The organism is Bacillus sp. S3 (genome assembly GCF_005154805.1).
GTDB lineage: Bacteria > Bacillota > Bacilli > Bacillales > Cytobacillaceae > Neobacillus.
Window position 1 is genome coordinate 4964569 of record NZ_CP039727.1, and the last position, 14431, is coordinate 4978999.

At 40.4% G+C, this 14431-nt stretch carries 10 protein-coding genes and 1 pseudogene; 3 read left to right on the forward strand and 8 right to left on the reverse strand.

The features are described 5' to 3' along the window. Window positions 1–241 precede the first annotated feature (241 nt). From FAY30_RS23810 to FAY30_RS23840, 7 genes are all read right to left on the reverse strand, one after another. Window positions 242–1636 carry a glycoside hydrolase family 1 protein gene (locus tag FAY30_RS23810; RefSeq protein ID WP_149872172.1) on the reverse strand — a complete coding sequence of 465 codons (1395 nt, stop codon included), beginning with the start codon at window positions 1634–1636 and terminating at the stop codon, window positions 242–244. 78 nt (window positions 1637–1714) lie between these two features. After that, on the reverse strand, window positions 1715–2794 hold the full coding sequence (locus tag FAY30_RS23815) for a DUF871 domain-containing protein (RefSeq protein WP_149872173.1): 1080 nt from the start codon (window positions 2792–2794) through the stop codon (window positions 1715–1717). Next, window positions 2791–4104 carry a 6-phospho-beta-glucosidase gene (locus FAY30_RS23820; protein ID WP_149872174.1) on the reverse strand — a complete coding sequence of 438 codons (1314 nt, stop codon included), beginning with the start codon at window positions 4102–4104 and terminating at the stop codon, window positions 2791–2793. Before FAY30_RS23820 ends, FAY30_RS23815 begins: the two co-directional genes overlap by 4 nt. A 91-nt stretch (window positions 4105–4195) precedes the next feature. Continuing rightward, on the reverse strand, window positions 4196–4504 hold the full coding sequence (locus tag FAY30_RS23825) for a PTS lactose/cellobiose transporter subunit IIA (RefSeq protein WP_149872175.1): 309 nt from the start codon (window positions 4502–4504) through the stop codon (window positions 4196–4198). A gap of 25 nt (window positions 4505–4529) precedes the next feature. Then, a complete protein-coding gene (celB, locus tag FAY30_RS23830) occupies window positions 4530–5804 on the reverse strand; it encodes a PTS cellobiose transporter subunit IIC (protein ID WP_223820834.1) in 1275 nt (424 codons plus the stop codon). Window positions 5805–5826: 22 nt separating this feature from the next. Further along, window positions 5827–6126 (reverse strand): PTS sugar transporter subunit IIB, encoded by a 300-nt coding sequence (locus FAY30_RS23835; protein ID WP_149872177.1) that lies wholly within the window; start codon window positions 6124–6126, stop codon window positions 5827–5829. A 204-nt stretch (window positions 6127–6330) separates the two neighbouring features. After that, complete coding sequence (locus tag FAY30_RS23840) at window positions 6331–8259, reverse strand: BglG family transcription antiterminator (RefSeq protein ID WP_223820835.1); 1929 nt, start codon at window positions 8257–8259, stop codon at window positions 6331–6333. Window positions 8260–8720: 461 nt separating this feature from the next. Between FAY30_RS23840 and FAY30_RS28115 the strand changes: the two are divergent. From FAY30_RS28115 to FAY30_RS23850, 3 genes and pseudogenes are all read left to right on the forward strand, one after another. Next, window positions 8721–8915 (forward strand): annotated as a pseudogene (locus tag FAY30_RS28115) (heterocycloanthracin/sonorensin family bacteriocin); the annotation flags it as partial. A 19-nt stretch (window positions 8916–8934) separates the two neighbouring features. Next, complete coding sequence (locus FAY30_RS27660; protein WP_223821038.1) at window positions 8935–9075, forward strand: hypothetical protein; 141 nt, start codon at window positions 8935–8937, stop codon at window positions 9073–9075. Between the two features lie 994 nt (window positions 9076–10069). Continuing rightward, window positions 10070–11236, forward strand: a complete 1167-nt coding sequence (locus tag FAY30_RS23850; protein ID WP_149868193.1) for an IS256 family transposase — start codon at window positions 10070–10072, stop codon at window positions 11234–11236. A gap of 581 nt (window positions 11237–11817) precedes the next feature. On the opposite strand, the gene FAY30_RS23855 is transcribed toward FAY30_RS23850, so the two are convergent. After that, window positions 11818–13434 carry a phosphodiester glycosidase family protein gene (locus FAY30_RS23855; protein WP_149872180.1) on the reverse strand — a complete coding sequence of 539 codons (1617 nt, stop codon included), beginning with the start codon at window positions 13432–13434 and terminating at the stop codon, window positions 11818–11820. Between the last annotated feature and the right edge of the window lie 997 nt (window positions 13435–14431).

Here is a 14431-nt window from a genome sequence, read left to right on the forward strand (position 1 = left end):
AGGGCAAAAGGCTTGTAAGAGGGCAATCTGATTTCTTTTCCTATTTGTTCAGCAGTTTCTTTTTTGATGGCGTTTTTGACTCGAAAAACATCAAAAAATCCGCCAAAAGTTAATTTTGGCGGCGGTTTTTACCTTTTAGATAGTTTCTTTATAAATTGCGGCAAAGACCAATTTTTCTCCTTTAAGAGACATCCATTCGCCTTAATCCCTTGACTCTAATGAACAAATATTTTAGGTATGATCAAAACCCATTATGATCGGCCAGCTGCCTAAACCACTGCCCACTCTTCTTAATCGTCCGCGAGCCGTCTCCATGAATATCAACTGAAACGAGTCCATAACGATTTTTATAGGCATTCAACCAGGACCAGTTGTCCATAAAGGTCCAGACATGATAGCCTTTCACATTGACGCCTTCCTGGATGGCTTGATGAATCCATTTCAAGTGATCTTTGTAAAATTCAATTCGATAATCATCTTGGATCATACCTTGTTCATCTATGAAGCGTTCTTCACCTTCAACCCCCATGCCATTTTCCGAAATAAAGCACTCGATATTGTTATAGTTATCTTTCAGGTTGATTAGAATGTCGTAAATTCCTTTAGCATAGATTTCCCATCCACGGTGAGGGTTGATTTTTTTCCCCGGCATGTCATAGTAATCAAAGTAGCGTTCAGGCATAAATGGGGCATATGGATTTGGCATGTTTTCCTTTGCCTTTACACGCCTTGGCTGATAATAATTGATCCCAAGTATATCGACTGTATTTGCACGAATTGTCTCAAGGTCACCCTGTTCTATCTTTGGCATAAACCCTTCCGCTTTAATCAATTCCACAAGATCCTCAGGGTATGTGCCTTTTACAGAAGGATCCAGGAACGACCGGTTAAAGAAGGCATCGGCAATTGCTGCAGCTTTCAGATCGGCAGGATGTTGGCTTCTCGGGTACGATGGTGTCAGATTCAAAATAATTCCAATTTTCCCGTCCAACTTCTTTTTCCGATAGGCCTCAATCGCCTTGGCACTTGCAAGCATCGAATGATAAGCCACTTGGACAGCCTTTTGGAAGTCGCAGACATCAGGGTAGTGGGCACCATATAAATAGCCCATCTCAACTGGGACAATTGGTTCGTTATGAGTAAACCACTTCTTGACACGATCGCCAAATAAATCAAAGGCAGCTGAAGCAAAATCAGCATAGGCACGAACCACTTCTCTACTTTCCCAGCCTCCGAGCTCTTGCATCTCATACGGCATATCAAAATGGTAAAGATTCACGAAAGGTTCAATCTCATGGCGGAGTAACTCATCAATCACGTTATTATAGAATGCAACTGCCTGTTGATTTACCTCACCACGGCCACCTGGTATAAGCCGTGACCAAGAAATGGACATCCGAAAGCTATTATGTCCAGTTTCTTTTAAAAGCTGAATATCCTTTTTATATTTTTCATAAAATTGCGATGTGTTCGCAGGCCCTACACCATCAAAAAAGCGATTCGGCTCTATTTCATACCAATAATCCCAAATATTCATTCCTTTGCCATCGATGGAGGCAGCACCTTCCATTTGTGTCGCGGAAGTTGCAGATCCCCACCAAAAATCTTTTGGAAAGATATAGTCAATATTCTCCATTTCCAATTCCTCCTACTGAAAGAACCAAGCACAGAGGAAATTGCCTGGTTCATTTTTTATTTTCAAGTTATGGTCCAATCATTTTTCAATCAATTTGAACTTTTGCCATGGCCGGATACGATCAAGGATAAATTGTTCGTTTGGATCAATCGTGGCTACAATGTTGGTTTTCCCGCTGTTTTCCATATCCTGAAGGGCGATGTGCATTTCTCCTTTGTAGCGCTCATAATCAGAGTTATCAATGGTCACACTTCCACGTGCAATCAAATTTGTATCATGAGGAGGAAATTCCTCATGTTGATAGTGGACACGACTTTCCGTTGAACGAATCACATAGGAGGAGACATCTCCACGATTGACATGTTGGCTTGCCAACACAATCTCTCTTTCTGTATTGGTCGCATCGTCTTTAAATTCAACCTTAAATTCCAGCATGTACCGGTTCATCGAGGAGAGAAGCTGCAATTCTTCTTCAGAGGCAAAGGCGTTCCCGATAATCACATCGTCAATCAGATCCGTCTGAAACAGATCCTTTGCTTGAATATCAATTGGTAAACCGCGATGTTCCTCAAGAGTGGGCAGCCCCTCCTGGACAGGCCATGGACCAAACATGGCCGCTTTCGAAGAAATCATGGCCGCAGTCCGAATCCCATGTTCTTTAAACTGTCGGGAGCAATGAATAAAATGTTCTCTGGATAAACCGGTGTAACGCCTAGGGTAAAAGTTATGACAGCCAATTATTTGATGCTTATTTGGCTGATAAGAAAGAATTTGCTCTAAATACCGCGTCCCCTGACTCATATTTAATTCAATACTTAAGCCATGCTCATTCATAGACATAACACTTTCTTCTAATCCTGAAAAACCTAAGTCCAAACGCAGCCCCGAAAGACCAAGCTCTTTGAAATACGATAAATCTTTGTAAGAAAGATGCAGGTCCTGAAACACGGATGGACTAATATCGGCGATTACTTCAAACCCCAGCTGATTCGCCCTTTCAACCAATGCCTTGAGCTGCTGGACATCCTTTTCATCTTTTGCCGACATTAAACAGGTGAAGATTCTTGAAAATCCGTAGGCACTTGCTTTTTCCATATAAGTCATTTGCTCATTTTCCGTACCATACTGCGGGTAAATCGCAATTCCAAGTCTTCTCAATGGATCTCGCTCCTAACGAGAAATTGTGGTAAATATTCCTTGTTTGCTTCTAAAATATCGTTTAACAGCTGCTTGGCCACCTTGCTGGACGGAACGAATGGGTTGTTCACTAACGCCAGCAGCGCCTTTTGCCGATCACCAGTAGCCGCTGCTTCAATGGTTAACTGCTCAAAGGCCTTGACCTGCTGAATTAACCCAATGATTTCAGCAGGTAATTTCCCTACTTGTAAAGGTTTTGGTCCTTCACTCGTCACGACGCACGTTACTTCAATCACAGCATCATCAGGGAGCTGTGAAATCGTCCCGTTGTTTGGCACGTTGACGGTATGTAGGGCATGGTCATTTGTCACAATGGATGTAATGAGTGAAACGGCCGCTTCTGAATATAAAGAACCGCCGCGTTCTTCCAATTCCTTTGGCTTCACATCTAATGAAGGATTTTTATATGTTTCAAATAAAGCTTTTTCGATTTCCTTCACTTGTTCGGCACGGGTTCCTCTCAACCCAGCGGCTTCCTTTTCTTCTGCCAACATTTCATCCATCATGTAGTAATAGCGATGATATGGACATGGAAGGACTCTTAGCGCTTTTAAAAATTCCTCTTCCCACGGGGCATCATGAATATTTCGCATGTTCATGTTTTTCCCTTCAATAATCCCATCAATTAAAGGATCCATGGCATCTTTCCCATTAACATGAACGGTTGTGGCATAGACTAAGTGATTTAACCCTGCAAATGACATATTTACATCGTCGCGATTGACCTCTAAAATATTGGCGGCCATTTGTTTCATATTAATAGGGACATTACATAACCCGATCGCCTTTACAGACGAGTATTTATGAACTGCCTCTGCTACCATTCCCGCTGGATTCGTAAAGTTAATTAACCATGCATCATTGGAATATTCTTCAATCTCTTTACAAATGTCAAGAATAACTGGAATGGTGCGGAGAGCTTTAGCAAATCCCCCAGGACCTGTAGTTTCCTGACCGATCACATTGTATTCAAGGGGAATACGTTCATCACTTGCTCTTGCATCAAGACCACCGACACGGAACTGGGTCAACACAAAATCTGCGTTTGTGATCGCATTGATCCGATCAAACGTCAACTCAACTTTGATTGGCAGCCCACTCTTCTTGATCATTCTTTTGGCGAGTCCTCCGACGATCTCCAACTTTTCTTTTCCCGCTTCGATATCAACTAGAACAATTTCATCTATTTTAAGTTTATCTGCACGGAGAATAAACCCTTCAATTAGTTCAGGTGTATAGCTACTTCCTCCACCAATAACCGCAATTTTCATTTTTCTCCCTCCAATTTCCCATATTAAAGAAAGGCTATGGTTAAAGACTCCGTTGACCTTCAACATGCATCTTAACCATAGCCAACAATATTTATTTTTTTAACGTCTCATATAAATCAACAAATTCATTGGCTAGGTCTTTAAACGTAATCGCATTCATTAGATGGTCCTGTGCATGAATGAGCAGCAGGGAGACCTCCGTTTTCTCGCCACGTACTTCTGATTGAATTAAAGATGTTTGTACATGATGCGCGTTGACAAGCTCTTGATTTGCCTTTTCCATACATTCTCTGGCTAATGTGATATTCTGCTCCTTAGCTGCGTAGATTGCTTCAAAGGCGGTGCTTTTTGCATTCCCGCTATAAAGGATGATTTTCATAATTTGCTCTTCTAAATTCATTGTTCAAGACTCCTTGCTACACAATCTAGGCTGTTAGATTTCCCTTTTCTTGTTCTTGAAGCTTCTTCACTTCAGCTCTCTCCGCAATTTTAATAAATGGAATATAAATAACCACAGCGATAATGAGATTCACCAGTGCCAAAGCAGCCCCTCGCCAAGAACCTGTCGCTAAAAACCCTCCAATAATAGGCGGTGTCGTCCAAGGAATAAAGGCGACCGTTTTCGGTACAATACCTGCAGCAATCACCAAGTAACTAAAGATAGTTAAGACCACCGGTGATAAAATAAACGGAATGATTAACAACGGATTTAACACGATCGGGAAGCCAAACAAAATCGGTTCGTTAATATTAAATAAAGCTGGTGCCGCACCTAAACCGGAAATGTTCCGATAATGTTTATGCCGGCGACCCGCAATAAACACAGCGATAATTAAAGCAAGTGTTGCACCTGTTCCGCCTAAATACATAAAGGCATCAAAGAATGGCTTTGTGACAATATACGGGATTTCTTGACCCGCCGCCAATGCTTTTGAGTTGGCTTCAATTGCCGGTAAATAAACGGTTTGCATAATCGGCTCCATGATATTTGAACCATGCAAGCCAAAAAACCAAAGGACGTGAATTAATAGAGCAACAACAATGGCTGATCCAAGTGTGTTCGCCAATTTTGAGATTGGCGCTTGCAGAGCATCATAAAACGCTTGATGAATATCCGGAATGCCACCTACAAGCATGAGAACTTTAACGAGACCAAAGATAGATAGAGTGATCATCGCCGGAAATAGGGCAGAAAAGGATTTAGCTACAGCAGGCGGTACCGTTTCAGGCATTTTCATCATCAGTCGTTTATTTCCTAACAACCTTGTGAAAATTTCAGTAGAAACTAGCGCTGTAATAATCGCGATAAATAACCCTTGAGCACCTGCCCATACTAAAGGCAGTCCAGAGCCTTCACTGATTGGCTGCATAATCGTTGCTAATGCGGCAAAAGCGACAATCCCCGTAGAAAGACCATCCTTATCATAAGAACGTGCCAGCTGATAGGCAATCGAAAAGGCAACCAATAACGAAACAATTCCAAACGTCCCAGTCCAAACACTACCGCCAAATTGCTTCCATGTATCACCATGAAAGACAGCGTTCATAAAATTTTGATAGGCGTCAATCGGTAAATTATTGATAAGTACGACCATTGATCCTAAAATCATTAACGGCATTAAAATGACAAAACCATCACGAATTGCAACCAGATGGCGCTGCGCTCCAATTCGTCCGGCAATTTCAATAAATTTATTCATGTGAACCCCCCCACGCTTCATATCATAAAGATAATGCTTTTGTTAATACGGCTTGTCCGTTCATCATTCCATAGGCGACGGTGTCAATCACATCAACCGGAATGTTTTTCCCTGCGACAGCCTTTTCAATTTTCCCTTTTAAAAAGCGAACCTGCGGGCCAAGCAATAGCACATCAATTTCATCGAAATGTCTATTCGCCTCTGCTTCCGAAACAGCGAAAATTTTAACTTCTTCTCCCATATCCTTTGCTGCCTGCTCCATTTTTGTCACTAAAAGACTTGTTGACATTCCTGCTGAACAAACCAACATAATCGTTTTCATATCTATTTCCTCCTAAGTGGAATATATTAAAGTACCTTATGGCTTAATGGTATGATAATAGCTCTTTACTTTGAAGCCAATCATTTTCCGTTACACAACGGAAACGGTTACATCGGTAGAATTTGCATATATATTATTCTTATCCCAAGCCCCGATAAAGCAACAGCAAAAAGCCGATTGCTTCTTCGCAATCGGCATGTTGCTTTATATTTTTTCATGTAAAATGTCAATTACTTCGCTGGCAGATCTGCACTTAATGATTTTTTGTACCAGTGTTTTATTCTCAACGATTTTAATCAGTTTTTTATACATGTTCTCCAAGTCCCCTTTAGGGTCTTTTTGAATATTTAATAAACAAACAAATTGCACCATCCGCTGATCATGCCAAGGAATGGGGCGCTTGAGCGTGCAAACAGTCCAGAATGTTTCCTCTGTTACTGGTGTTAATGGATGGGGAATCGCCACTAAATTGCCAAAGCTGGTAGGTGCAGCCGCTTCTCTTTCTAACACATTGTTTACATACTCCTTTGTCACAAGACCTTGTTGATATAATTTCTGGCATAAAAAACGAATCACACTTTCCTTATCGTCCAAGTCTTGATGAAGAAATACCCTCGAGGCATCTAAATAGCGTGAAGCTCCTTGCTGATTGGATCTGTCTAGATGTTTTTTTATCTCCCCTACATCTTCATCACCCAAAAATGTATTAACCACTTGAACCGGCACGCCTAAGTCTTCCTTAATCGGAATGGTACTAATAATAAAATCAATCGTCGATAAATCATATTCGGCCAGCTTATAGTAGTTCGTCGAAGCAACAATTTCCAGCTCCTGCTCAAACAAATGCTGCAATCGGTAATAAAGCAATTTCGCACTCCCCACACCTGAAGCGCACACGACAATGACCCTTTTGACCTTTCTTTGCTTACCTTTCATCCGTTCCAGCGCCACACCAATATGCAAGGCAATGTAGGCAATTTCATGTTCGCCAGCGTCCTTCGACAAATACTCTTCAATACATGTGCTGGCAATGACCGCTCCTTCAAAGGCACTCGGATATTTTACTTTAATGTCATGCAACAGAGGATTTCGAATATTCATATGGTATCGCAGCCGATTCATCGCCGGGCGAATATGCAATGTCAACGCTTGAATGAATTCGTGATCCTCATGAAAATCCCAATTTAATTTGGTCTGCAATTTGTTTAACATGCACTGTACAATGCTTCCTACCTCATCAAATTCGCTAAATCCCGTCAATTCCTCTGTATGCAACAGCTTTGTACCTAACAAATGGACAATGATATAATCAATTTCCGACTTTGGAAAGATAAAACCAGTATAGGTCTGGACTTCAGCCACAATTTCCGCAGCGACAATTTTCTCAAAAGGATGTTCTTCTGCAAATGGCGGCGCTAACTGTTCGATGACAAAGCCTTCCTCAATTCTTTTACAGGCGATGGCAATGTGGGTAGCTAAATTTTCAAGCGAGATATCAGAGATTTCTATTTTATACTCATTCACCTTTTTAACAAGAATTTCTTTAATCTTGTTGAATAAATCTGGATCTAACAAAAAATCCGGCCCAATATGAAAACTTACATCATCCTGGCGGTTGAAAATATTATTGGACAAGCATAACCTTTTCATATATTCGTCGCCTTCGACTTGTGTCCCATAATGCGGTCGATTGACCAAGCTCAATTGATATTTTTCAAGGATTTGCCGCACAACTTTTATATCATTTTGAATCGTTGATTTTGATACAAATAATTCATCTTCAAAACTCTCTAATTTAATCGGGTCCTTTTCCAATAATAGCCGCTTTAATAAATAGGTGACCCGGTCCTCTTGAACAGAAAAATCGTAACCGGTTTCAACAATTGGCTCTTGGATTAAATGCCTGAATTCATTTAAAAATACGTGCTGGTCAAGAATCCGCAGTGAATAACCTGTACCGCGAATGGATTCAATGGCAACACCTAACTTGGGACATTCAGGCTGCATTGCTTTAATCTCAGTCCGAATCGTCCGATCACTGACCCCAATTTCTTTGGCCAGCCATTCCGCCGTAACAGGCTCCTTTGTTTTCGACAAAGATGACAAAATTTCAATTTGGCGCTTTGAAAACATAGGTATCCCTCTTTTCTGTATACCATTCCTATTTCCATACTTTTAACATTTAATAAACGTTAACATGCCATGCATTAAATAAATTAAAAAATCCTTATCATTGGGCGAAAGGTGAAGTTGTCCTGTCCAAATCCCAATTATAAGAAGATACTATGACAAACATACCATAAAAACTGTTTTGAAGTAATTGATTTGCTGGATAATGCAGGCCTAAAAGGGTTTCAACAAACCAAATATATTTTACCGCATTAAACTTTAGCTGGGCGGGGGTCTGACCCCGCAGGCCCTTTATCTTAAAATAGGCTCTTAAATCAGTAACAGCGGCCTAAAAGGAATCATATTTTGTCTTAGGGAATACACGGAGTATCTCTTATATACACAAAGCTGACAAAGTCTCTTCGTATAAATCTTTTGTTAGAAGTCAGTTTAATCTAATAATTAAATAAACAGGGGAGGATAAAATGCAAAATTTTCAAAATCAGCTTCAAACTTTGGGAATGGATAATTTCCAAGTCAGTGAGGTAAATCCGATTGATCCAAGCCTCAATGATCCGCGTCATTTTGGCGGGGGAGGTATGCGTTGCGGAGGCGGAGGCGGAATGCGCTGCGGCGGCGGTATGCCTTGCGGAGGCGGAGTGCGTTGCGGCGGCGGTGTGCGTTGCGGAGGCTTTCGCTGTGGTGGTTTTCGCTGTTTTGGCTGCTTTGGCTGTTTTGGTTGTTTTAGCTGTTACGGCTGTTACAGTGGTTACTACGATTACTATGATTACAACGGTTGGTACGGTTACTGATTTGAAGAAAAAAATGGATGACTTTTGAAACAAAGTGCCCCTGCATGATTCACCGCAAGGGCACTTCTTTTATATTGAACTAATTGGGGGCTGACCCTTATTTTGAGTGTGAACAGATTCGTGATAAGCAATGCGTAACCTGCTTCGTAAGCATAATAACTTCAACAAAAAATTAATAATGAAATTATTACTCAAAGACTTACATGGCTACATGTGAGTTATATACCTTTTTGAATTTCATAAAACTTATGATTCTCCATAACCCAACATATACAAACAGAGATATAATCGATAAAGCATTTAATGTCAAAGCATCAATGCCTGGTAAAAAGTAATTAACTAATCGTCGGCTAACAAATACTATGATTAAAGCATCACAAAACCAATGCTCTTTTTTGCATATATGTTCCCATCCTCTCGAATCTTTCAATGAATAAGGGCATAAATCCTTTTTGGATCTATGTCCCTTTGTACATTTCCTTATTAAACTATTCTTCCCTGTTACTTCAATAAGATAAAAACGTCTGGCCCTTAAATAAAAATGAGCGCACAGGATAGCGCCCGATTAAAGAAAAGGCGCACAGTTTTATTCAATAAAGGGTTCACTTTAGAGGTGCTTTTCTTAAAATACGTGCCGAAATGACAGTCGTATTGGCATCATAATTGGCGAGTTTCTTTATTAGGAATACAAAACCCTTATTTATATAAAGCCACACTTACTTGTGAAAAGGTCCGCAGTAATGGGTCTCTTGGATTTTTGAGTTCCCTTTTAATTAGGATGTCTTGTCCTTAATCGAGTAACCAGCAAAAGTAAAATAAGCGGAGATTCTCCGGTTAAATTCAAAATCGAGCTCGTTTCAGGCTAAATAAGCGGAGGTTTTCCGACTATGCAAAGAAAAATCCCCCATTTTCGGGTTTATCGGATTAAGTCCGTATAATTGTGTAAAAAGAAAAGGGTCATTTTTATCCTACTTGGCTACAATGTTTAACAACCACGATAAACATAGAAAAGAGGAATAAAAATGACCCAATTACAGTTTAGCCTAGATTTGGAACTTTTAAAAGACTCAGTAATGAATTCAAATATAGATAACGTTGTTAAATCAGCTGTTGTTCTGGTTTTGAATGAGTACATGGAGAAAGAAAGAAATGATTACTTACACGCCGCTGCATATGAACGCTCTGTTGAGCGTCGTGATTACCGAAATGGCTACTACGAACGTGAGTTAACGATGAGTATCGGTAAGATAAAACTTAAGGTTCCTAGGACTCGAAATGGTGAGTTTTCACCTACGGTTTTTGAGAAATATGCACGTTGTGACCAGGCGTTAGTACTCTCTATGCTAGAGATGGTTATCAATGGCGTTTCTACACGTAAAGTTACACATATTGTGGAACAACTTTGTGGTGAAAGTAAGTCAAAATCGTTTGTTTCTTCACTTACTCAAAAGCTTGATCCTATTATTAATGACTGGGCCAAACGGCCCTTAAATTTAAGGTATTATCCTTTTGTTTTTGTAGATGCCATGTATATAAAAGTTCGTGAACATCATCGTGTCGTCTCTAAGGCTGTTTATATAGCCACTGCAATCACTGAAAGCAAAACACGTGAAATTCTTGGGTTAAGTGTGGATCACGCTGAGAGTTATGAAAGTTGGAGTCGCTTTCTCCAACAACTAAAATCACGTGGTCTTCAATCCCCAAAGCTAGTCATTTCAGATGCTCACCAGGGGCTTCAAAAAGCGATTCAACGTGAATTTATTGGGACTAGCTGGCAAAGGTGTAACGTCCATTTTAAACGTAATATCATAGAAAGGCTTCCAAAAAAGGACTCAGCGGAAATACGTATGATGATTAAGCGTATTTTTGATGCAGTCACAATTGAGGATATGCGGAATTTTAAAGGTGAACTGATGAGTCAGTTTGGGGACAATCTTAAATACGAACAAGCTCTGAAAATATTAGATGATGGTTTCGAAGATACCATACAATATATGGAATTCCAAGAAGATATCCGTTGTCATATCCGTAGTACAAATTCTCTTGAGCGATTAAATCAGGAAGTCCGAAGAAGAGAAAAGGTAATTCGAATTTACCCTAATACACAATCTGCTTTTCGTTTAGTAGGAGCTGTTTTAATGCACTATCAAGAAACCAATTATTCGAAGCAGAAATCTATTAAAAGGTAGATGTTTAATTTTCAACGTACTTCCAATTATGGATTATTCCATATCCAGTCAAGGGTATCAAAGGAAAAACCGCCTTTGACACCCTTGACTGGATATGGAGATTGAAACCCATGGAAGTAACGCTCGAAAAATGTTAAGGGGATAAGTGGCTGATCATATATATTTGACATAACAAAATTTGGTTAAAAACATTGTTTAGCAAATTTACACAAAATCAAGGACTTGACTGTTTATCGAGTCAATAGGCGGAATTTCTCCTTCTATTTAAGCCATTTTTAATAATAATTACCAATTAAGCGGAATTTCTCCTTCTATTAATCAGATAGGGTGCATAACCTGTTCTCCCATCCGATAAGTGCGGACCCCTCTAGACAATAGATGCGTGAAGTAGCAAATAAAATGGGTACTCAAAACGGCATTACAAATGCCAGAAGTTTTGACCCTCTCTTTTAAATCTACAATACTCATTGTCCATCATAATAATTGTGTCAATTGCTTTGTCAAAGTGAAAGAAATTCCGCAGAAACCTTGATAAATAAAGAAAAAGACGTATGCCAACTCATACGTCAATTCCAAATTCCTTATTTTGGAATAACAAGCAAAGCATCGCCTGTTGGTCGTTCTTGACCATCTGAAGGGTGCCCGCGCAGGCCGTCTGGGCCAACAAAAGTAGAGGAGCCGCCGCCATCAAGATTTACAGCATCCGAAACACCGAGGCTTTTCATCAATTCCACTTCTTCTTTAAAGTTGAGTCCGGCCGCAACACCCGGAAGCCGTCCGTCGGCCACCACAATGATAATCTTACCATCTGGAGTTTTTCCAGCAATGGTTCTAGGGTGACGGCGTACGCCAAAGTCATAGTAGAACGTGCTTTCGGACCAATTGAAGCCCTCAGCGGTTGCGTCAACAATCGGTTTCCCATCCTTGAGCAGGATCGGACCACCGCTTACAATACTCGTATGCTTGTTAATTTGAAGCGGCTTCCCATCAGCTGTTTTTACTTCTTGGTCAATTTTCAGCTTTAAGCCAACCTTTGCGTGGTCGCGCAGCCAATCAGCGCCTTTGCCAATACCCTGGAGAATGATACCTTCCTCTGGAATCGTTCCGCCACGCTCTTCGGCTAACGAAATTACTTTACCATTCTTGTCAAGATTCACCTGCACACCCATTCCAGCATCTGCACGTTGACCGAAATCCTTTGTAAAATAGATGATTTCATCTGAATCGGTACATAAAAAATCATGTTTTGGCTGATTGGTAGGCGTATCATTCACACCACCACAGTTTAAAATAAGTCCTGGTTTGCGATTGACTCCATCAATGACCTCCGCAGATCCGTCAGATGAATGAACAGATATCTCTGTCGACAATTTTTCAATCTTAGCTCCTTGTCCATTAAGATTGGATAATACAAAGCTGCCAGTATTGTTTACTGCCTCACTAACAAGACGTCCGTTAATCATGGAAAGTCCGGCGACATCACCTGTTGTACCATTACTATCCTTCGTGACAAAATAGCTGGCATTTGTACCAATTAGTGCGCCCGTACGCTTGACAATGGATGATACCGTTTCACTGCCTGTCCCATCTGGTGTCGCAAGGGCAACTTGAAGTTCTCCGCGATATTGCTTCGGATCAATGGTCAAAATTCTTACTTCCCATGGCCCTGTGGTAGCGCCTCCGTCTTCTCCGCTATACTGTACGGATCCGCCAAGCTTTGAGCCATTCACAACAATATTTGCTTCTTTAATCTTATTCACCATCTTCGTTGCTGAATCCTTATCATTAAACATGCCTACACGAACTCGGTAACCCAATGGACCCTCAGCTGGATCATCAGGTGCGCGTTCGGTCAGAGTCTCCATACGTGCATCCAAGCCTGCCTGCTTTAGGAGATCTGTCATTTTGACCGCCGTATCCCTGTCCTTTACGGAGGCTACCGTTACAGTAAAAAACGCATTGCTATCCGCGAATCCACGGGTAACGGAAGTGATGGTTACTCCCTTAGCCGGATGCTCAACCGTCCGATGCTCAGGTAATGCAGCATCTCCAAGAGGGAGATAGTCCTTCACAATGCCCTGCTTCTTATTGGGTTGTGCAGCAGATGAATCTGTTTCAAAAGCAGCGGTTGAACCAACAACGAAAGTTGCTAACGCTGCAACGGCAAAGGCTTTACGCCATTTTCTCTTGCTTTCCATTTTTCCACCTCATTTGATTTTCCTATTAAAAAAATAATAGCTTAAGAATGTAAAGGGTACGTCAAATAATTGTAAGAGTTTTTTGAAGATTCAAAGACAAACAAAATTCTAAGGTCCATATCGACTTTTATAAAGGACATCAAAAATGCCTCCAAAAATGAATTTAGGAGGCGATTTTTACGTTTTTAGATAGATTCTTAATGAATTGCGGCGAAGGCAAATTTTTCTCCTTTAAGCGACACCCATTCGACTTAATTCCTTATATGCTATACTATTCAAACATTTGATTGAAACAGCATTAAAGTATGGATCTATAAGGATTCTCTTAGCAAATTTGAAAAGAAAATTGTCAAGATTCACAAGTGAAATTTAGAGATAATCTCCCATAAAATTGCACATTTTAACTGGTTTCACGTGATCATACATGATTCTATCTATTCCCCCTAATTCCGCTATTACTTAAACATTTGATTGAAATGGACCTTATCCCGCTCCAACCTTGAACTTTCCCTTCCAACATCCTAAAAATAATGGCGAAATCTGCATCCAAATGGCTACTTGGTAAAATAAACTTCTGATAACTAAATATCAATTCTGACCCTGAAATTCACAAGTGCTTATGTTAAGAACCATCTCTTCCCCTAGTGAGTAGCGAAGCCGAATCACTTTTCACTCGTTATTACCAAACTACCTTTCGGCAAGCTTCGCACCCAAAAAATCACTAAACCCGCTCTTTAACAATAAAAGCAGCAAATCCAATCAAACGTTTGATTAACAAAAAATTTACTAACTAATCGTTTGATTAAATGCGGCCAAAACCCTTATGTTAAACACACTCTGGCCAGTTTGTCAGAAAAATCCCTGTCGGTGATAGGTCTCCATTTTCGATAATTGTCTTCAATATTAACTTATAAGAACTATTAATCTACAAAAATTGGCACATTTTGATACTAAACAAACGATTGATTAAAACTGCCCCAACCACAGACAAATAGAG

Excerpts from the sequence above, each read along its gene's own strand:
- FAY30_RS23810 (WP_149872172.1), bottom strand. The coding sequence starts at position 1,636 with ATGGAGAATATTGACTATATCTTTCCAAAAGATTTTTGGTGGGGATCT.
- FAY30_RS23820 (WP_149872174.1), bottom strand. The coding sequence starts at position 4,104 with ATGAAAATTGCGGTTATTGGTGGAGGAAGTAGCTATACACCTGAACTA.
- FAY30_RS23825 (WP_149872175.1), bottom strand. The coding sequence starts at position 4,504 with ATGAATTTAGAAGAGCAAATTATGAAAATCATCCTTTATAGCGGGAAT.
- celB (WP_223820834.1), bottom strand. The coding sequence starts at position 5,804 with ATGAATAAATTTATTGAAATTGCCGGACGAATTGGAGCGCAGCGCCAT.
- FAY30_RS23835 (WP_149872177.1), bottom strand. The coding sequence starts at position 6,126 with ATGAAAACGATTATGTTGGTTTGTTCAGCAGGAATGTCAACAAGTCTT.
- FAY30_RS23840 (WP_223820835.1), bottom strand. The coding sequence starts at position 8,259 with ATGTTTTCAAAGCGCCAAATTGAAATTTTGTCATCTTTGTCGAAAACA.
- FAY30_RS23850 (WP_149868193.1), top strand. The coding sequence starts at position 10,070 with ATGACCCAATTACAGTTTAGCCTAGATTTGGAACTTTTAAAAGACTCA.
- FAY30_RS23855 (WP_149872180.1), bottom strand. The coding sequence starts at position 13,434 with ATGGAAAGCAAGAGAAAATGGCGTAAAGCCTTTGCCGTTGCAGCGTTA.